A 19,629-nucleotide genomic window follows, 5' to 3' on the forward strand; every position below is an offset into this window, starting at 1 on the left:
GCCGGTCGGCAACTCGTCAAACGGCACCGTTGGGGAGTATGCTTCTTCACCGCCGGATTCGTTATCGAGGCTGGGATGCCAACTGGAATAGAAGGCGTCGTCTGAATGGGGCCTTATGTTGCGTTGGGCGAGTTGGCGATTTCAAGGAAAGATGTTTTTACATTTTGTTGACATTTAGCCGGGAAAACCGCTGGTACTGCCCCGGCGTTCTATATATAGTTGTCCGACGAAAGCAAACCAAAGAGACGTGATCACGGGTTGCAGCTAAAGCTGGAGCGCAGTGTCTTCCTCTTCTGAGCATAACTCCAGCCTGTCTTTGAACGTGAGATGGAAGACCATTCCGTATCGGGTATGGGCTGGCCGCAGGTCTCAGGGTTCTGACGAGGCATTAGCGATGAAAGTCCTTCTTCGTTCTCTCGCAGTCCTTTTAGCAGGCACGATAGGCATATCTGGCTGGGTGCCTGTCTCACAGGCGCAGGCCATAGACTCCTCCACCTCGGCGCGGCGTGTTTCGACGGGTCCTGCGGGAAGATCGATCTCTCTTTCTGGTGATGTCGTTACTATTCCAGGCCCGTTGCGATCATTTTTGCGGATGGCGGGAATCAGCCAGAAGATTGCGTCCGACGATGTCATGCCTCTGCTGGCTCGCAACGTTTATATGGAAGGTTATAGCCGCGGCCATCCGACGGAGTTTCTGTCGCTGCTGGACAGGTATGTGCAACAGGCGCGCGAACTGCAGATTCTGGCAGGATCGTCGAATACCATCCATGTCAATAACTGCGAGGACGCAGGCACTCTGATTCAGATCCTCGGTTACCGGATAGCGGGCAACTGCAAGGACAAGAACCTTACGCTGGCAACCTCCAATCCTGACCGCGCTTTTCTGACGATCGATTCGGGGTTCCCTCTGGTAACGCTTGAGGAGGCGCTGCAAAAGGGAGTTGCGTTCGACTATTCCTACCCCTCGACGCGAGTTCCCGTGCTGTTGCATGAGGTGGACTGGCTTTCGATCAGCAGGAAGCGGACATCCAGCAATCTGGTCGATCTTCTGATACGCGAGCCGGATGTGGCCCGCCTATATTGGGCACTGGGCCGCAGCGATTACGAGACAGTCGTGGCTCTTCAGCGATCGCCAGGACTCTGGAAGCTATCGAATGTTGCGCCGGTCTTCGATTTTTACGGCAACCAGATAACCATCCGGTCGGGCCATGTTGCCGTTCCGGGCGGGGCGGCTGCAGAAGGAGCATGGAGGGACCTGGTTGGCGCAAGCCCCGATTCCCCGGCGGACTTTGTCTATAAGTTGCTTGCAAAGGACAACGGATGGCTCGCCGCATATTTTGATGCGCTCTCGCGGGTGGATCAGTCCCAGCAGGCGCATCTGACGGAACCGGCCCGTATGAAGCGGGTTTACGAGGCATTCCGCTCGCCCGATGCGGACCCATCTGCAACATCGAGTGTCTTTCGCAAGGCGCCGGGGCTGCTGGTGCTGTTTACGAGGGTGGACTGGGATGCCGATGGCCAGCCTCACGTGCCCGGCGGCGTGGCTGTGTGGAAGGACATCCTGAACGAAAAGAGCGATTTCAAGCTGGTAAAAACCTGGGGGAAGAAATCGCGCAACTGGACGAGCGGCGACCAACTGCTGGAGGCCATGGCGTCGCTTTCGCGTCTTGAGTCGGACACGGGGCCTCTACAGAGTTATCTGACACTGTCGGAGATCGACGCTGGAAGGCCTTCGAATCGAAAGCTCTCTCCAGAGACGGCGAGGTTGCTGGCCGCACGCTTTCAGCGCTTTGGAAGCTGGTACATGCTCTTCTCGGAGTTCCCCGAGCTGACGGATGAATCGATTGCGCGATTCATGAATGTGGCAGATGCGATCGGGGGCATCTCGAACCAGACGTTGCGTGGCAACGCAATCGGCGCATTCCAGGCGAACATTGGGCTCTGGCAGATTCTTGCGCGACAGGGTGAGATTCCCCGCGCAGAGTTAAACAACTCCTGGCTGAGTATGGTTGGCCCCTTCTCGAAGATAGGCTCACCGCCGGAGCTGTTCGATGTTACCCGTCTATCGCTCAGCAATATGCTGGTGGCTGCTGCGGGTAAGCCCAACGTCACGCAGGACGAGCTGGTTGAGATGCTGGCCGGACCGCAGCAGCAGGGGAGCGAGGCCCAGCGAGCTCATCAGGAGATCGCCGGTCGTATTCGCAATGTGCTGGAGGATCAGCGGCTGGTCTCGCTGGATACATTGTTCGCTCTTGGCGATGGATTGAATGCCATGGGGCAGGGATCGACCGCTCCGTCGAATATGCTTTCGCTTGCCGGAGAACTGCGCGAGTTTGAGATGCCCCGGCCCATCTTCACGAACAACGAAAAGATCACGTGGGCGCCGGGGGTGTACAGCACGCATCATGCAGAGCTGCAGATCAAGACCGACCTGACAAAGATCATCAAGAGTTCGGGGAGCAAGGCGCAGTTGGATACGGCACGAGGCCAGTTGACACCGTTCCTTCGGGATACGCTGGTTGGCCTGAACTACGCCTACTATGAGCCGCCGGGTGCGCAGGTGCTGCATAACAATTCGCTGTTTGTGCGCTCGCACGACTTCTCGGGAATTTCGGTGGTGGCGACGGAGAGGTACTGGCAGTCGCCGGAGCTGATGGGAGTGGGTACGCCGGCGGGCGGCGGCGCCTATCTGATGGGTTCGCTGGCCGACCTGCCGTACGCGCTTGCATCGACGGAGCAGGACTTCATCGCTCCGGAGAACGTCCAGGCGCTTATCTGGAAGGAATTGGTTCCCGATCTGCTGGTCGGCGCGACGGTGCCGAGATGGTGGAACATCACTCCTGCGGAGCTACATGCGGTCGCGCTTTACCAGAAGTCCGGCGAGGAGCTGTTGACGGCGGCATCGTCAAATGCCGATCTGCGCGGCAAGGTGATCTATATCCTTGCCAACCGGATGTCCCCCCAGCGGCTTGAAGGACTGGACAAGTCGCTGGCCAACGGGGAGGATGCGATTGCCGTACTGGCACAGACAATGCCGGCTGATACCTTCTATCTTTCGGCTGAATTCAGGCGTCGCTACCCCGACCAGGCAGCTTCGTATGGCGCGGCGAGCCAGCAGCTCGATGCGCTTCGAAAGCAAAGCCCGGCTGACACTGCCGCGGAGAAGCTCTCGCGAGACTTCGGCGTGCCGCATCCCGTACTGGCGCGGAGCTATGCTCCGGGACTGCTCTATGTCAAACCGTTTCCGTCGTTTGGAGGCGAGTCGAGCCGCTTGTTCGGCGAGTCGTGGGAGTCAAACAACCTTTACTGGGCGCGACTGGTGGATGAGAAGGGGTATGCTCCTGCCACCCTCAATCATCTGGTTCCGGAGCTGACGCGCCGCATGTCGGCAAAGATATTTGCTACGGATCTGGAAGACTGGTCGGCCTTGAATCGAGCGATGAAGGAGGCGGGAGACGAGTTTCTCCAGGGCAAGATCGGTCTGCCGCCTGTTGCAACCAATACGTCATTACGCACCCCCGACGAAACGCGGCCTGAGCCGGGGATTGGAGGAGTACGGTGAAGAAACCCCTTTTCTCTATTCTTTTGCTGTCATCGCTAGTGTTGCTGAGCGATACACGCCGCACATCGGCACAGGACGACTCGCGGATCAGGGTCGATGTTGTGCTGGTTCAACTGAACGTTGCCGTAACCGACCGCAAGGGCAACTACGTGACCGGCCTCAAGCCTGAGGATTTCGTCATTACCGAGGACAAGATCCCGGAAAAGATATCGACGTTTGAAGAGGGCAACGAGCCGACGAAGCGCCTGGTACTGAGCGGTTCCGACGGAAAGATGGTCTCTCAGGCGGTTGTTCCGGAGTCAGTGAGCGCAGGACAGGATGGGATAGCGAAGCCGGGCGTGCAGTCCGCGACGGGTGCAAATGTCTTCATCCTCTTCGATACAAGCAACTATATGTACAGGGGTTTCGTCTTCGCGCAGGACTCGATCACCGACTTCATCCGTTCGCTGGAGGGCGTCGGGCGAGTGGCCTTTTACTCGTACAGCCGCGATCTTTCGCGCGCCGTGCCGCTGACGTCAGAGCGTCCGACTGTATTGCGAGGCGTCCGAAGCACCGTTGCGGGTGATGATGCGGCTCTCTACAACAGCCTGCTGCTGACCGTGAAAGATGCTGCCCGGCTTACGGGCAGGAAGGCGATTGTCGTCTTTTCCAACGGGCCGGACAACGCCAGCCTGGTTCCACCGGAAGACGTTGCCGAGCTTGCGCAGTCCACCGGGACGATCATTTACATGATCAGCACGCGCGATGCGCAGGCGGAGCCGATCTCGACCGCGGTCTTTGAGCGTATGAGCAAGGCGACCGGGGGAAAGGCCTACTTCTCGAAGAGCTGGAAGGACGAGAAAGATGCGTTTGCGTCGATCCGCGACGACCTGGCGCACCTCTACTCGTTGAGCTACTACCCGCAGCCGAACCCGAACCACGGATGGCGGAGCATCTCGGTGAAGCTGGTCGGCGAGGCGGCGCAGAAGTATCGCATACGCACTCGCGACGGCTATCGTGTGCTGAAGCAGCCACAGATGGCATCGGCGACGGCTTCAGCAGAGGCACCGGCACAGTAAGGAAGATGGCCGCTCAGTCTCCTTCGGTGAAGTAGCAGCGCAGCATTCCGCAGACGACAGCGATGATGGCACCGACGAGCATCAGCGTCGTCGCGATGGACGCCCTGCCTACGAAGTAGGGGAGCAGAAAGACCACAACTCCGCCGTACATCAGAATCGTCAGCAGCGCTCTTGCGGTTTGTCTATGCACGATTGAGCCATCCTCTTCTTCCACGGAACGCCAAAGGCGGAATCGTGTAAAGTGACACTGAGAAATGGAAAACTCTGCCCGGACATATATACCCGCCCGTCGGCCATATCGCAAGATGGCATCGCGGCCTTGTCGATGTCGATAGAGTAGCTTCGTCAAATTCGCACAAATACTACCCCTTCAAGGCGGCCAGTGTACGCCGCGTAAAGCCGGTCTGGCCGTGGCGCCTGGCACCGGTTTCTGCACCGCCACCTTTGGGGACACATCGAATCGACGATGCAAAAGAAAGGGATTCCTATGGGGCGCTTCACATTTCTTCGGATAGTCAGTCTTTTTGCTCTGCTCTTTGTTGTTCCAGGGACCGATCTCTCCCTTCAAGCCCAATCAGTTGCAAAAGACGATCGCATCGTATCGCAGGACATCACGCTAAAGAACGGCATAACCCTGAACTACGTGGTCCAGGGTGCTCCTAAAGGATCGGTGGTTGTTCTTTTGCATGGGGCGGGGGATTCGTGGCATTCCTATGAGCGGGTGCTGCCTCTGCTCCCGGCGAACTATCGCGTGTATGCGGTGACTCTTCGCGGTCATGGGCTCTCCGATCATCCCGATGCCGGTTACTCCCGCGCCGATTTTGCGGAGGACATCCTCGACTTTATGGACCAGCTCAAACTGGAGCACGTCACTCTTGTGGGCCACTCGCTTGGCAGCCTGGTAGCGCAAAAGGTGGCCGAGCAGGACCCAGGTCATCTGGATCGCCTTGTGTTGATTGGTTCGGGGCCGGGGACGCGCAAGGCTGGATCGTCGCGGCAGGCTGTAACAAGCCCATTTGCAAAGCTCAAGGACCCGATCCCCTACACGTTTGCAAGGGACTTTCAGGCGAGCACGATCCATCGCCCGGTGCCTGCATGGTTCTTCGAGACGATGGTGGCGGAGTCGCAGCGCGTTCCGGCAGCAACCTGGCATGGCATCGGCTCAAACCTCAACGCCGCCGGATCGCTGGACGACCTGAAGAAGATCAAGGTCCCGACGCTATTGTTCTGGGGAGACCAGGATTCGATCTTTCATCGCGACGACCAGCAAGTATTGCTGGATACGATCCCGCACGCGACGCTAAAGGTCTATACCGGAACGGGGCACGCTTTGCACTGGGAGGAACCTGAGCGATTTACCCGTGATCTATTGGCGTTTATCAGGTAAATCGAATGGTGAAGGTATCGCCCGCCTGCACGGGCAGGATTAGTTCGCCTAAGTTCTCGCTTGGAATCGTCTGGGCCGGTGTTGGCGAGATCGAAGCAAAACGTTGACCGCTGGGAGCCAGGATGCGGTGGGTCAGCTCAAGTTTTGCGTGGAGCGTGGCGACAGTGGCCTTCCCGTTCTGCCATTCGAGGTCGATCTCCAGTCCACCGCGGGCGCGCAGTCCGCGATAAGAGCCCGTGGGCCACGCTTTGGGGAGCGCCGGCAACAGCCGAATCACGTTGGTGATGGCCTCAACGCCGCGCTGCCTGGGGTCGCCGGTGCCGCCAGCGTGCGATTGCAGCAGCATTTCGACCATGCCTGTGGGGCCGCCGAGGTTGCCATCCATCTGAAACGGCGAGTTGTCCTTGGTGCCGCAGAGATCGAAGAGATTGCCGCGGGTCGATTCGCCGAGCAGCTTCAGCAGGCTTGTGTAAGCGGCGTCGCCGTCTTCAAGACGGGCCAGGCAACAGATGACCCATGCTCTGGACCAGCCAGTGCTTCCTCCGCCTGCGGCCAGCCTGCGGTCGAGCGTGACGCGCGCGGCCTTTGCCAGCTCTGGCGTTCGATGCGGCGTGATCTGGTCTTCGGGAAAGAGCGCGAACAGATGTGAGATATGCCGGTGCCCGGGCTCAGCATCGGCGTAGTCCGCCTGCCACTCCTGAAGATTTCCCGCTTTGCCGATCTGGAACGGCGGTAGTTTGATCAGTGCCAGCCTCGCGCGGTTGTGCAACTCGGCGTCGGCGGTGGCGTCCCACTCCGGCGTGGACGCGAGGACAGATGCGGATTGCAACAGGCGGGTCAGAACGGCGCGCACGATCTCGATGTCCATCGTAGGAGCCATGCAGATGTTGTGCGCAGTGCCATCGGGCAGCTTGTATTTGTTCTCTGGCGAGCAGGAAGGACCCGTGACGAAGTGCTGCGTTGCGGGATCGGTAATGAGGTAGTCGAGAAGGAAGAGCGCGTTCTCGCGCAACCGGGGGTAGCCTCGATCGCGCAGGAAAGAGACGTCGCCGGTGTAGTCGTAGTGGTCCCACATGTGCAGAGCCAGCCACGCAGCACCCATCGGCCACACTCCGCCGCCGAGGCCGTCAACGGGAACGGCGTCGCCCCACACATCGGTGTTGTGATGTACGACCATTCCACGTGCATTGTAGTAACGCTCCGCAGTCACACGGCCTGGTCCGCGAGTCCGATCGATCAGATCGAAGAGCGGGAGGTGCAGCTCCGACAGGTTCGCCCGTTCCGCCAGCCAATAGATCATCTGGATGTTGATGTTGATGGTGTATTTGGATCCCCACGGTGGATCGATGGACTCATTCCAGATTCCCTGCAGGTTGGCTGCGAATGTTCCTGCTCGCGAGCTTCCGATCAGGAGATAGCGCCCGTACTGGAAGTAGATGTTGAGTAGGCCCAGGTCTTCTCCGCCAGCCTTAATTTTTGCGAGCCTTTTGTCGGTTGCCACGTCTGCATTTGGATCTGCACTGCCCGGCGTGTTTCCAAGAGTGATTGCGGCGCGGCGGAAGAGCCGGCGATGATCGACGATGTGCCGTGTACGCAGGTCGGCATAAGGTCTGGCTGCTGCACGCAGCAGATTGTTATCGACTGCCTGCTGCATGGCGGCTGCGCCTGCGGAGTAGCGCAGATTGGTTGCGCAATCGATGAACAACGTGACCGCCGTAGCGTTTGCCACTGTCAGGGCGCTTTCGCGTGTCGAGGTGGTTCCGTCGGTCGAAATAGCGAGGAGCTCGGCGTAGTACTTTACGCCGACCTGGCGTTCTTTAACCGGGAGACCGGGATTGTCGTTGACCGGGAGCGCTTCGCCGAAGAGCGTCAGACGGTTCTGTGCAATGGCTTCGGTTTTGAAGTTCGCCGGGCGATCCAGCACAGCTTTGAAGCTGATCTTTCCTGGATGGCTTGCCGTTAGGCGGATAACGATAGCCTGGTCCGGCTGCGAGCTAAAGACCTCTCGTCGATAGTTGACGCCCTGATGCGTGAAGGTGGTGCTGACGATGGCGGTATCGAGGTTCAACTCGAGCCGGTAGTTGGTGGCTCCCTGCATGTCGCCAAAATCGAGATGGAGGTCGCCGAGGGTCTGATAACAAGGCATCCTTCTGGGAATAGCGAGGAAGTCATTGAGGACCAGGGCCTCAGCCTCGGAGACGTGGCCGGCAAAAAGTAGCTGCCGCATCTTCTGCACGGTTTCGTTGGCAAGAGGGTTGTTGCGATCACGAACTTCGCCATCCCAGATGGACTCTTCGTTGAGCTGGATATGTTCTTTGCCGGGCTGACCGTAGACACATGCTCCGAGCCGGCCATTGCCGACGGGAAGAGAATCGGGCCATGCGGACGCGGGCTGGCCGAAGAAGAGCTTATAGGGAGTAGGCTCGTCGGAGTCTGCGCTGTCGTGCGCAGTCTGCATCGCCCAACCAAGTGCACGCTGCTGCGAGACGGCAGCCGCGGCGGCAGACGTCGCCAGAAACCGGCGGCGGGAAGGGGAGTTTGACATCGACTTGTGTTCCGTTTTGATTCGTCAAGGTTAAATGACGTTATCTATGTGAGCTAATTTGTTTCTTCGCGAATGTTCCAACGATCTGGCATCCGGATCATTTTAGGCCGAATGGAGAGTAGCGGCAGGCGGGAGGCAGGGCTTTGACCGTACAGCCCGCATTTGCTATAACTGAATGCAGTGCAGCGCGTTCTTCACGTGCTCCAACAAGGCATTCCTGAGTAGCTCAATGGCAGAGCATTCGGCTGTTAACCGAAGGGTTGTAGGTTCGAGTCCTACCTCAGGAGCCATTTCTCTTTAAGTGCCAGGCTTCTCTTGATCCGGTTTGGCGGCTAGGGCCTCTGTGTGCGCCTTTGAACTCCTGCCAGAAAGGCCTGCTGGACTCGGTTGAAGCTGCGACCTCGCAGAACCGCGGCGACGATGGTGCGTGTGGCGCTGGTATCCGTGAGGCGCACATAACGGCAAGCGGCGTTGCGGTCGATGGCCATCTCGGGGACGAGCGAGATGCCGACACCCGCGGCAACCATTCCCAGGAGGCTGCTGAACTGTCCACTTTCAAAGGCGATGTTGGGCGTAATGCGAGCATGAGTGCAAGCGGCGATACTGTGGTCGCGGAAACAGTGGCCATCGCGCAGCACAACAAAGGACTCGCCGCGAAGTTCCTTGAGGGCAAGCGACTCGGCGGAAGAGCGCGGGTGGTTCTTTGGCAGCACAGCAAAGAGCGGTTCCGTGCGGAGCGGGAACAACTCCAGGTCTTTGTGTCGCAGCGGAAGCGCGAGGATCGCGAGGTCAATGGACAGGTCGCGCAGGCTATCAATCAAGACCGGCGTTGTATCTTCAACGATGCGAAGTTTTGCATCGGGATACCTTTTTGTAAAAGCCGTCGTATAGCGCGGCATCATGTAAGGCGCGATGGTGGGAATAACGCCAACGGCAACGCTGCCGTGAAGGTCGGTGTTCTTGTCGGCTACGCTTGAGCGTGCCGCGTCTATCTGCTTGAGGATTGAGCGCGCATGAGGAAGAAAGGCGCGGCCGGGCTCAGTAAGGCGGACACTCCGGCCGAGGCGGTCGAATAGTCTTGCTCCGAGGTTCTCTTCCAGCTTGAGGACCTGTTGCGAGAGAGAAGGTTGGGCGACCTTGCATCTTTCTGCGGCGCGGCTGAAGCTGCCCGTTTCTGCGATCGCGCAGACATAGCGGAGCTGATGAATTTCCATAGGACAAAACTATACCGAAAATGGGAATTATGTATTGGAACTATAGTGCCGCGAAGTGCTACAGTCGGTTCGTTCGATTGATGCTGGGTTTACGTGTATCCAGTAGCGAACTGAGCAACGAGAAGGAGAAAATGTGATGTCAAGCGAAGCGAAGTGCCCCTTCCATCAAGGCAGCGGCGCAGGTACAACGAATAGTGAGTGGTGGCCGAACCAGCTCAACCTGAATCTGCTGCATCAGCACTCGTCTTTGTCCGATCCCATGGGCGAGGAATTCAACTACGCAGAGGAGTTTAAGAGCCTTGACTACGCGGCCCTGAAGAAGGACCTGGTAGCGCTGATGACCGACTCGCAGGACTGGTGGCCCGCGGACTTTGGGCACTATGGCCCGCTGTTTATCCGCATGTCGTGGCACAGCGCAGGCACTTATCGTATCTCTGACGGTCGCGGCGGCGCTGGCAGGGGGCAGCAGCGTTTTGCGCCTCTCAATAGCTGGCCCGACAATGTGAACCTCGATCGCGCTCGCCGGCTGCTGTGGCCGATCAAGCAGAAGTATGGCAAGAAGATCTCGTGGGCAGACCTGCTGATTCTTGCAGGCAACGTTGCACTGGAGTCGATGGGCTTCAAGACCTTTGGCTTTGCCGGTGGGCGCGCCGATGTCTGGGAGCCGGACATGGATGTCAACTGGGGGCTGGAGACCACATGGCTGGGGACGGACAAGCGTTTCTCTGGCGACCGCGATCTTGTCAGTCCTTACGGCGCCACGCATATGGGCTTGATCTACGTCAATCCTGAAGGCCCGGACGGCATTCCCGATCCCATCAAAGCCGCGAAGGACATTCGTGAGACCTTCAGGCGCATGGCGATGAACGATGAAGAGACGGTGGCGCTGATTGCAGGCGGCCATACCTTCGGCAAGACACACGGCGCGGCCCCGGCCCCTCAGCATGTTGGCCGGGAGCCCGAAGGCGCTCCGATCGAAGAGCAGGGGCTCGGTTGGTCGAACGCATATAAATCCGGCATAGCCGGCGATGCGATCGGCAGCGGTCTTGAAGTTACATGGAGCGGCAAGCCGACGCAGTGGAGTAATGAGTTCTTCGATAATCTCTTCAAGTATGAGTGGGAACTGACGAAAAGCCCCGGCGGCGCACACCAGTGGAAGCCGAAGGGCGACGCGGGTGCAGGCACGGTGCCGGACGCTCACGATGCGTCGAAGCGTCATGCGCCGGCGATGCTGACCACTGACCTCTCGCTGCGATTGGATCCAATCTACGAGAAGATATCTCGTCGCTTCTATGAGCATCCGGAGGAGTTTGCCGACGCCTTCGCCCGCGCGTGGTTCAAGCTGGTCCACCGCGATATGGGACCGCGCTCACGTTATCTTGGCCCGGAGGTTCCCAGGGAAGAACTGATCTGGCAAGACCCCATTCCGGCAGTGGATCATGCCCTGGTAAACGATCAGGATATCGCCGCGCTCAAGAGCAAGGTGCTTGCAGCGGGACTGACGGTTTCGCAACTTGTCTCTACGGCGTGGGCCTCGGCGTCTACCTTCCGTGGTTCGGACAAGCGCGGAGGCGCAAACGGCGCGCGCATCCGGCTTGCTCCGCAGAAGGACTGGAAGGCCAACCAGCCGGAGCAACTGGCGAAGGTACTGAAGACTCTCGAAGAGATTCAGAAGTCCTTCAACAACTCGCAGAGTGGAGGCAAGAAGATATCGCTTGCCGATCTGATTGTTCTTGCCGGTTGCGCCGGTGTGGAGCAGGCAGCGAAGAATGCGGGCATCAATGTGACGGTTCCTTTCACCCCCGGCCGCATGGATGCTTCGCAGGAGCAGACGGATGTCGAGTCGTTCTCTGTGCTTGAACCCGTTGAGGACGGCTTCCGCTCATACAGTAATGGAAGTGATGGTGGTCATGCTGAGCTCTCTCTGCTGGACAAGGCACAGTTATTGACCCTGACTGCGCCTGAATTGGCTGTCCTGGTTGGCGGCTTACGCGTGCTGAATACCAACGTCGGGCAGAGCAAATACGGCGTCTTTACCAAGAGGCCGGAGGCACTGACAAACGACTTCTTCGTCAACCTGCTCGATATGAGAACGGCGTGGAAGGCGGTCTCGAACGGCAAAGAGACGTTCGAGGGAAGGGACCGCACGACGGGAGAGGTGAAGTGGACGGCAACGCGCGCCGACTTGATCTTCGGCTCGAACGCTCAGCTTCGAGCCCTGTCGGAGGTCTACGGAAGCACGGATGCGCATAAAAAGTTTGTGAATGATTTCGTCGGGGTCTGGAACAAGGTGATGAACCTTGATCGGTTTGATCTCGCGGCATCGCACAAATAGTCTTATGGCATTCGGCGCTCACCTCGATCTGGTTTGACTTGATCGGGTGAGCGCCGTCTTATGCTCGTAAGCTGGAAAGCGCTTTTACTTTAGGATTCTGGGTCATTGGGAGAATGGGTCGATGCTATTCCGCAACATACCGCTCTGTCTGGTTGCTGGTTTGAGTGTTTGTTCGATTGCGAATGCGCAGTTTAGCGCTGTGCCTGATTCAGGAAGCAACGCATCGGGTGGCTTTGTGCGGGACGTTCGTTCACATCCGCGAGAGCCTTCTCGCGACAACGCCTTTTCAATGACGATCAACAAGTATGGGATTGCCGCTACGCTCCAGACGCTGGCTTCTCAGGTTGGCGCCTCCATTCTTGCTAAAGGAGGGAATGCGGTCGACGCTGCCATTGCATCCAATGCGGCTGTCGGAGTGATTGAGCCGATGATGAACGGGATCGGCGGCGACCTGTTTGCCATTGTTTGGGATCCAAAGACAAAGAAGCTTTATGCACTGAACGCCAGCGGATGGTCGCCGAAGGCGGAGACGATCGAGGCGATGAAGGCAAAGGGTGTGACGAAGATGAGCAGCCGCAGCATCTATTCGGTTACAGTGCCCGGTGCAGTGGCGGGGTGGGAGGCGCTGCATAAAAGATTTGGAAAGCTGCCGCTGTCCGTCGACCTGGCTCCAGCGATCGCACTCGCCCGCGAGGGATTTCCGGTTACAGAGACAGACTCCGCCAACTGGAAGCAGTATGGGTTGCCGTACAAGGATCGGGCGGCCTTCGCTTCCGTCTTTCTGCCAAACGGCAGCTATCCAACGGTTGGACAGATATTCAGGAACACTGACATTGCCAACAGCCTTCACCTGATCGGAGAGAAGGGCGCCGACGCCTTCTATCGCGGGCCGATTGCCGATGCGATTGTCAAAATTTCCGACGAGAACAATGGCTTTATGACCAAGGCCGACCTCGCCGACTACAAGCCTGAGTGGGTAGAGCCGGTTTCAACGACCTATCACGGCTGGAGAGTCTATGAGACGCCGCCAAACACGCAGGGCATTGCTGCTCTATCGATGCTCAATGTGATGGAACTCTATCCACTGCGCCAGTGGGGTCACGATTCGGCCAGGACATTGCATATCGAACTCGAGGCAAAAGCGCTCGCGTACTCCGACATGCTGCACTACGTCGGCGACCCACGCGTCGAGGACATTCCTACGAAAAAGCTGATATCGAAGGAGCTTGCAAAACAGCGCGCGCAAGGTATCACAGACAAAGCCAACTGCAATGTTCTGCCATCGGACCGCAAGGAACAGCTAGATAAGCTACAGAGTGACACGACTTATCTGGCCACGGTTGACCGCGATGGCATGGTGGTCTCGCTGATTCAATCGAACGCCGGCAACTTTGGCTCGGGGCTGGTGCCGCAGCATACAGGCTTCGTTCTGCAGAATCGCGGCAGCGGCTTCTACATGCAGCCAGGACAGCCAAACTCGCTGGCTGGGCACAAGCGTCCTCTGCATACGATCATTCCCGCCATGATGCAGAAGGACGGTGCGACGATTGCGTTCGGCATCATGTCGGGTTTCAATCAGGCACAGGCCCACGCGCAATTTGTTGCCAACGTAGTGGACTTCGATATGAATATCCAGGCTGCCATGGATGCGGCACGCTTCAATAAAGGGAACTCCGGCTGCGGCGTGAGCATCGAAGACGGTTACCCGAAGGAAGTGTTCGAGCAGCTTGCGGCCCAGGGGCACCAGATCGATGTTGTTCCGCGCTACTCGCAGGTGATGGGGCGCGGGAACGCGACGATGCACGACGATGCGCTGGGGGTGAACTTCGGAGCTTCGGATCCGAGAGCAGATGGTCAGGCGGTCCCTGAGATGCCGCCGTACTGAAGCCTTGAGTTAGCCGGCTTCATCTCGCGACCGGTTGAACCTCAGTCAAGGCGCCGTTGTGTTCCATGCTGAGTTGGGCCGCCTGCATGACTGCGAACTCTTCGAGCGTTGCCGCAGCGGAGACCGGCGGTGTTCCCGTGCGAACGAAGTCGACGATGGCCTGGAGCTGTGGCCGATAGTTGACTGGGAATGCCTCCACATCCGAAAGTTTGCCTGAAGCAAGCTGAAAGACTGTGCTGAATGGCGCGGTAGGCCGTACCAGGTGCACCGTTCCGTACCGCCCGTCGCGCCAGACTGCGGTGATCGTGTCGCTATCAGGTGTGTGAATGCGAGCAACCCGAGCGATGCCCGACCCCATCGCTGCATAAAGCAGCTCGATCGAATGGATGCCGTACCACGCAAGATCCAGGTCGTATCCTTCGTCCAATTTACCGAGTGCACCCGGGCCCCAGATATTGGCGGAGACAATATCTTCCGGAAGCGGACTTGCGGGGAAGCGAAGTGCAGATGCGCTGAACCATGGAATATGGTTCAGCGTGGCGTATTGATCGATCTCCATTGCTTCTTTGAGCGCGCCTGCAAGGGGTTTGTCGATGAAGATTGGTTTGCGGCAGGTTGCGGCCTCTTTGAACTCGTGAAGGCGCGCGGCAGGATCGACGCTGAGAATGAGAAGTCCATCGACTTGCGGGCAGAGTTCGCCGATGGACGCCACGAAGGGAATCTTCCACTGGTTCTTCAGTTGCGATGTGAACTTTTCGATGCGATCGCGGCTGAGTGGCAAGGACGGATTGCCGCCGCGGAATGCGACAACAATGGTTGCTCCCGCTACATGGTCCTTCGAGGTGGCATCATTGAGAAGTCGCGCGAACTCGACTGAGTGTGAAGAGTCGGTGCCGATGATGCCGAGACGCAGGTCAGCCGCGTAGCCGAGCGGCGCGGCCAACATCAGGCAAAGCAGTGTCCATCGCCGCAATGAATTGTGGTCGTATCGCTTCATGCCGTATTCCTTTCGTAGAGGAAAAGCGTATCGGTCGTCAATCGTTGATAGATAGTTGAACCGTTTTCATTCAGAAGCGCAAACCGGAACATCTCCGGCAGGATGTCATCGATCTTCACCCGGCTGTGGTCCTCATTCTTGCCGGGACGAACGATTTCGCCGGAAACCTCGGCCCATCCTCTGTCCAGACGGTCACCGGCGGCGGAGCTTGCGCGCGCAAATGGAATCCGCGTCGTTCTGTGCAGCGTCCTTCCTGCCGCGGGCTATCGCTGGAGACCGGACGCTCATCCCGTCGAGCCAACCCGTGAACTGAACCGATGGCTTCAGAGCTATGCGCAAGCGCAAAATATAGTGTACGTCGACTACTATTCAGCGCTGGCCAATAAAGACGGCGGCATGAAAGACAGGCTCTCCTGGGATGGAGTTCACCCCACGGCTGAAGGTTATCGCATCATGGCGCCTCTCGCCGAGGCAGGAATACAGGCGGCACTCCGCCACTGATTTCGTGCTTTGTCTTGCCGGGAAAGTTCAGCGCCAGATACGTGCACCGCCGTTGAAGCTCGCCGCTACGTTCATCCTGCCTTGTGGGACGGTAGAAGAGAAACGTATACTTCATCTGCTTGCCCGGGGTGGAAAACCAAAGCCGAATATGTTGCAGACACTCAAAGAGCAGACTCTTGAAGCCAATCTTGAGCTGGTACGGCGCGGACTCGTCCTGTACACCTTTGGCAATGCCAGCGGTATCGATCGTGAGCTGGGGTTGGTTGTCATCAAGCCCAGCGGCATCGGCTACGACAAACTTAGGCCCGAACACATGGTGGTAACCGATCTCGAAGGGAAGATCGTCGAAGGCGATCTGCGTCCGTCCAGCGACCTGAAGACCCACCTCGTACTCTACAAGGCATTCGAAACTATAGGCGCCGTCGTGCATACGCATTCCGAGAATGCGACAGCGTGGGCGCAGGCATGCCGCGACATTCCAGCGCTGGGTACAACGCACGCCGATTATTTTCATGGCGCAGTGCCTTGCACGCGGGAGCTTACCGATGAGGAGATCAACGGTGACTACGTTCTGAACACCGGCATCGCCATCGTCGAGCGATTTGCCGGGATCGATCCCCTTGCCATCCCCGGAGTTCTCGTTGCCGGTCATGCGCCGTTCGCCTGGGGAAAAACTCCTCATGATGCCGCGCACACTGCCGTGGTGCTTGAGACTGTAGCGAAGATGGCTTTTATGACAGTGATGCTCAATCCGGATTGCGGCGTCTCCAGGGCGCTGCTTGACCGGCACTACTACCGCAAACATGGCCCGAATGCTACATACGGGCAAAAGTAAGGGAGAAGATGAATGGCTGTTGTAGCCGGAGCTGATTTCGGAACGCTAAGCGTGCGTGTAACCTTGCTCGATTCGGAGAAAGGCAGGCTGGCTACGGCGTCGGCGGAGTATCCGCTGCACCGCCGGCGCGACGATCCCGACTTTGCAACGCAGTCGCACGAAGACCAGATGCAGGCGCTGGTCAAGGCGACGCGCGATGTCCTCGCACAGGCGGGTATCCGGGGCGAAGAAGTCATCTCGCTGGCGATCGACACCACAGGTTCGAGCGTCGTGGTTGTGGACAAGGACCTGCAACCGCTCGACGACTACTATCTCTGGTGCGACCATCGCGCACTGCACGAAGCGCAGGAGATCACTCGCAAGGCGCACGAGACAAAGCTCGAGGCCATCGAATGGTGCGGCGGCGTCTACTCGCACGAGTGGGGATGGGCGAAGCTGCTGCATTGGCTGCGCCATGCAAGCGAAGAAAAGCGCGCCCGGTTCGCTACCGCCCTTGAACACTGCGACATGGTCGCAGCTACCCTTACCGGTGTCAAAGATCCGTCGGGGATCAAGCGCTCCGTCTGTGCCATGGGGCACAAGTGGATGTGGAATCCCAGGTGGGGAGGCCTGCCGTCACAGGAGTTTCTCACGTCAGTCGATCCGTTGTTGCGCGGCGTCCGCGAAAAGATCGGCGGTGAGTATCTGGCGTCAGATCGCATCTACGGCAATCTCTCCCCGGAATGGGCGCAGAAGATGGGCCTGCCTGCTGGAATTCCCATCCCAGTCGGCGCATTCGACGCGCATTGGGACGCGCTTGGCGCGGGGTGCAGGCCGGGCGACGTCGTGAACGTCGTCGGCACATCGACCTGCATCATTGCCACGGCAGAGAAGACCGAGCTGGTGCCGGGTGTCTGCGGCATCGTTCCCGGCAGCGTCGACCCCACGCTTACGGGAATCGAAGCGGGCCTTTCAGCGGTAGGCGATATCTTCGACGCCATCGCGCGCCGCGCCGGAATGAAAGTGAAAGACCTGGCCAAAGGGTTAGAGGAATACAGGCCAGGCCAGACCGGCCTCCTGCGTTTCAGTTGGGACAACGGAGACCGCACCGTCCTCGTGAATCCCGAACTGGGCGGCATGACGCTTGGCTGGAACCTCGTTCACACAGCCCAGGACGAACTGTACGCGGCCATCGAAGGCACGGCATTTCACACGCGCATCATTCTTGAACGGATGGCCGGGCATGGTGTCCCCGTCGAGCGCGTCATCAACGGCGGAGGCATCCCACAGAACAACACGGTGCTGAACCAGATCTACGCGAACGTCCTGAACAAGCCTGTGCTGGTGCCAGACGGAACCCCCACGAGCCTGGGTTCCGGCATCGTAGCGTTGGCCGTGGCTGGCGTCTTCCCATCCATCGCCGCGGCACAGCAGAAACTCTGCCTGCCCTTCAAGACCTATCTGCCTGACTCAGGCGCAGTTGCGATCTACGAGCAGCTCTACCAGCTCTATCGCAAGATTTACTTCGCATTCGGAACAAGAGACGCCGCCGCCGTTCCACTCGGAGAGATTTTGCCGGAACTGAGGCGCATCGCTACGCTTGCCCGCAAGGCATACTGAAGTTCTGTTTGCTTAAGGGCATGGCTTCAGCGGTGCCACGGCATTGCCTGGCGAAGAGATATTCTTTCCAGCCAGAGTTTCTGCGGTAGAGTGGGCATGACGGCCGGGCCCCTACTCCTTTAAGCACGAGGTCTCGTTCATGGGAATCAGCAGGCGCCAATTTCTAACGCGTGTCGGGCAGGCGGGCGGATACAGCGCTGTCTTCACAACCATGCAGTCGCTCGGGCTGATGCCGATGAAGGCCGAGCCTGTCGCCGCAATCGCTGCTGCGTCTGGAATTGGCAAAGGGATAAAGCTTGTGGTCCTGGGAGGCGGAGTTGCTGGGCTGGTCACCGCTTACGAGGCGAAGAAGCTTGGCTACGAAGTCACCCTGCTCGAAGCGCGCCACAGACCCGGCGGGCGCGCATGGAGCGCGCGCAACGGCGATGTCGTCGAGTTCATCGACGGTACCACGCAACACGTCACATGGAGCGATGGCCTTTATCAGAACATGGGGCCGGCCAGGCTTCCGTCAATTCACGACACGATGCTGGGTTATTGCCGCGAGCTCAAAGTGCCCCTTGAAGTTGAGGTCAACACCACGCGCTCGTCGCTCCTGCAGAACGACAAGGTCAACGGCGGCAAGCCGATCCTGCAGCGCAAGGTCGTCAACGATACCCGCGGTCAGGTCAGCGAACTGCTGTCGAAGGCAATCGCCGGTGGAGCGCTCGATCAGGACCTCTCCGCCGAAGATAAACAGCGCATGATCGAGGCCCTGAAGGTCTACGGTCCGTTGGACAGCGGCAGCAAATACAAGGGCTCCGAGCGTTCCCAGATCACTCGCTATCCCGGAGCCGGCCCTCGGACGCTCATCGTCGACGAGAACATCCTCGGAATCCACGACCTTCTCGACGGCAACTTCTGGGACGCTGAACTCTACGAAGAGGCGATCGACTGGCAGGCAACCATGTTTCAGCCGGTCAATGGAATGCAGCAAATATCCTTTGCATTCGCCCGGTTGCTTAATCCTGCCATCGTCTACGACGCTCCTGTCACTGAGATCGCCAAAACCGGCAAGAGAGTTCGAGTCGGATATTCCAGAAAAGGGACGACGAAGTACATCGATGCGGACTACGCCGTATGTGCGATGCCGCTGACAATCCTCAAGAAGATCAAGGCAGACCTCGACCCTGAACACCGTGGAGCCGTCGATCGCGGCGGCGATACCTATCAGGCTGCCTGCAAGATTCCCTGGGAGTCGCGACGCTTCTGGGAGATGGATTACAACATCTACGGCGGCCTGTCCTTCCTTGCCAGCGGGCCCAGCCCCGTCTGGTATCCCAGCGCAAACCTATTCTCCGACCGCGGTATCGTCGTGGCGGGTTACATGATGGAGAGCGAAGGAGGCTTCGACAAACTCTCCCTGCAGGAGAAGCTCGATGCCTCGCGCGCCTCGATCGAAAAGCTGCATCCCGGCCACGGGAAGGAGCTTGAGAAGCCCATTTTCTGCGGCTGGAAGCACGTCAAGTGGAACGAAGGCTCATGGATCGGTCAGATCTCACAGGCTGACTACGACACCATCACGCAACCCGACGGCCCAATCTACTTTGCCGGCGACCACACCAGCCACGTCGTTGGATGGCAGGAGGGTGCAGCCCTGAGCGGCAAGCGGGCTGTGCAGATGATCTGCGACAAAGTAAAAGCCGCTCGTGCTTGAGAGTAAGCTGCCGCT

13 protein-coding genes and 1 tRNA gene are annotated in these 19,629 nt (G+C 58.6%); 10 read left to right on the forward strand and 4 right to left on the reverse strand.

Annotated features, from left to right (window positions below):
• The first annotated feature begins 592 nt into the window (after positions 1-592).
• Entirely contained in the window at positions 593-3,562 is a 2,970-nt protein-coding gene (locus tag JSS95_01675) for a hypothetical protein (protein MBS1798514.1), read from the forward strand.
• Between the two features lie 17 nt (positions 3,563-3,579).
• Positions 3,580-4,620 (forward strand): VWA domain-containing protein, encoded by a 1,041-nt coding sequence (locus JSS95_01680; protein ID MBS1798515.1) that lies wholly within the window; start codon positions 3,580-3,582, stop codon positions 4,618-4,620.
• 13 nt (positions 4,621-4,633) lie between these two features.
• Here JSS95_01680 and JSS95_01685 read toward each other — a convergent pair whose 3' ends face one another.
• Positions 4,634-4,810, reverse strand: a complete 177-nt coding sequence (locus tag JSS95_01685; protein ID MBS1798516.1) for a hypothetical protein — start codon at positions 4,808-4,810, stop codon at positions 4,634-4,636.
• Between the two features lie 480 nt (positions 4,811-5,290).
• On the opposite strand from JSS95_01685, the gene JSS95_01690 reads away from it, so the two are divergent.
• Entirely contained in the window at positions 5,291-6,007 is a 717-nt protein-coding gene (locus tag JSS95_01690; protein MBS1798517.1) for an alpha/beta hydrolase, read from the forward strand.
• Here the strand turns inward: JSS95_01690 and JSS95_01695 are convergent.
• Complete coding sequence (locus JSS95_01695; protein MBS1798518.1) at positions 6,000-8,552, reverse strand: glycoside hydrolase family 95 protein; 2,553 nt, start codon at positions 8,550-8,552, stop codon at positions 6,000-6,002. The genes JSS95_01690 and JSS95_01695 overlap by 8 nt on opposite strands.
• A 215-nt stretch (positions 8,553-8,767) precedes the next feature.
• On the opposite strand from JSS95_01695, the gene JSS95_01700 reads away from it, so the two are divergent.
• Positions 8,768-8,842 (forward strand) — tRNA-Asn (locus JSS95_01700).
• 42 nt (positions 8,843-8,884) lie between these two features.
• Here the strand turns inward: JSS95_01700 and JSS95_01705 are convergent.
• Positions 8,885-9,766: a LysR family transcriptional regulator gene (locus JSS95_01705; protein MBS1798519.1), complete on the reverse strand. Its 882-nt coding sequence runs from the start codon at positions 9,764-9,766 to the stop codon at positions 8,885-8,887.
• 136 nt (positions 9,767-9,902) lie between these two features.
• Here JSS95_01705 and katG point away from each other — a divergent pair, with 136 nt between their 5' ends.
• A complete protein-coding gene (gene katG / locus JSS95_01710; protein MBS1798520.1) occupies positions 9,903-12,101 on the forward strand; it encodes a catalase/peroxidase HPI in 2,199 nt (732 codons plus the stop codon).
• A 121-nt stretch (positions 12,102-12,222) separates the two neighbouring features.
• Positions 12,223-13,986, forward strand: a complete 1,764-nt coding sequence (gene ggt / locus JSS95_01715; protein MBS1798521.1) for a gamma-glutamyltransferase — start codon at positions 12,223-12,225, stop codon at positions 13,984-13,986.
• A 19-nt stretch (positions 13,987-14,005) separates the two neighbouring features.
• On the opposite strand, the gene JSS95_01720 is transcribed toward ggt, so the two are convergent.
• On the reverse strand, positions 14,006-14,983 hold the full coding sequence (locus tag JSS95_01720; protein MBS1798522.1) for an oxidoreductase: 978 nt from the start codon (positions 14,981-14,983) through the stop codon (positions 14,006-14,008).
• 138 nt (positions 14,984-15,121) lie between these two features.
• Here JSS95_01720 and JSS95_01725 point away from each other — a divergent pair, with 138 nt between their 5' ends.
• From JSS95_01725 to JSS95_01740, 4 genes are all read left to right on the forward strand, one after another.
• Positions 15,122-15,484 (forward strand): hypothetical protein, encoded by a 363-nt coding sequence (locus tag JSS95_01725; protein MBS1798523.1) that lies wholly within the window; start codon positions 15,122-15,124, stop codon positions 15,482-15,484.
• A 151-nt stretch (positions 15,485-15,635) separates the two neighbouring features.
• Complete coding sequence (locus tag JSS95_01730; GenBank protein ID MBS1798524.1) at positions 15,636-16,319, forward strand: L-ribulose-5-phosphate 4-epimerase; 684 nt, start codon at positions 15,636-15,638, stop codon at positions 16,317-16,319.
• A gap of 12 nt (positions 16,320-16,331) precedes the next feature.
• A complete protein-coding gene (locus tag JSS95_01735; GenBank protein ID MBS1798525.1) occupies positions 16,332-17,918 on the forward strand; it encodes a ribulokinase in 1,587 nt (528 codons plus the stop codon).
• Positions 17,919-18,057: 139 nt separating this feature from the next.
• Complete coding sequence (locus JSS95_01740) at positions 18,058-19,614, forward strand: FAD-dependent oxidoreductase (GenBank protein ID MBS1798526.1); 1,557 nt, start codon at positions 18,058-18,060, stop codon at positions 19,612-19,614.
• The last annotated feature ends 15 nt before the right edge of the window (positions 19,615-19,629 follow it).

It is taken from the genome of Acidobacteriota bacterium, from assembly GCA_018268895.1.
GTDB lineage: Bacteria > Acidobacteriota > Terriglobia > Terriglobales > Acidobacteriaceae > Edaphobacter.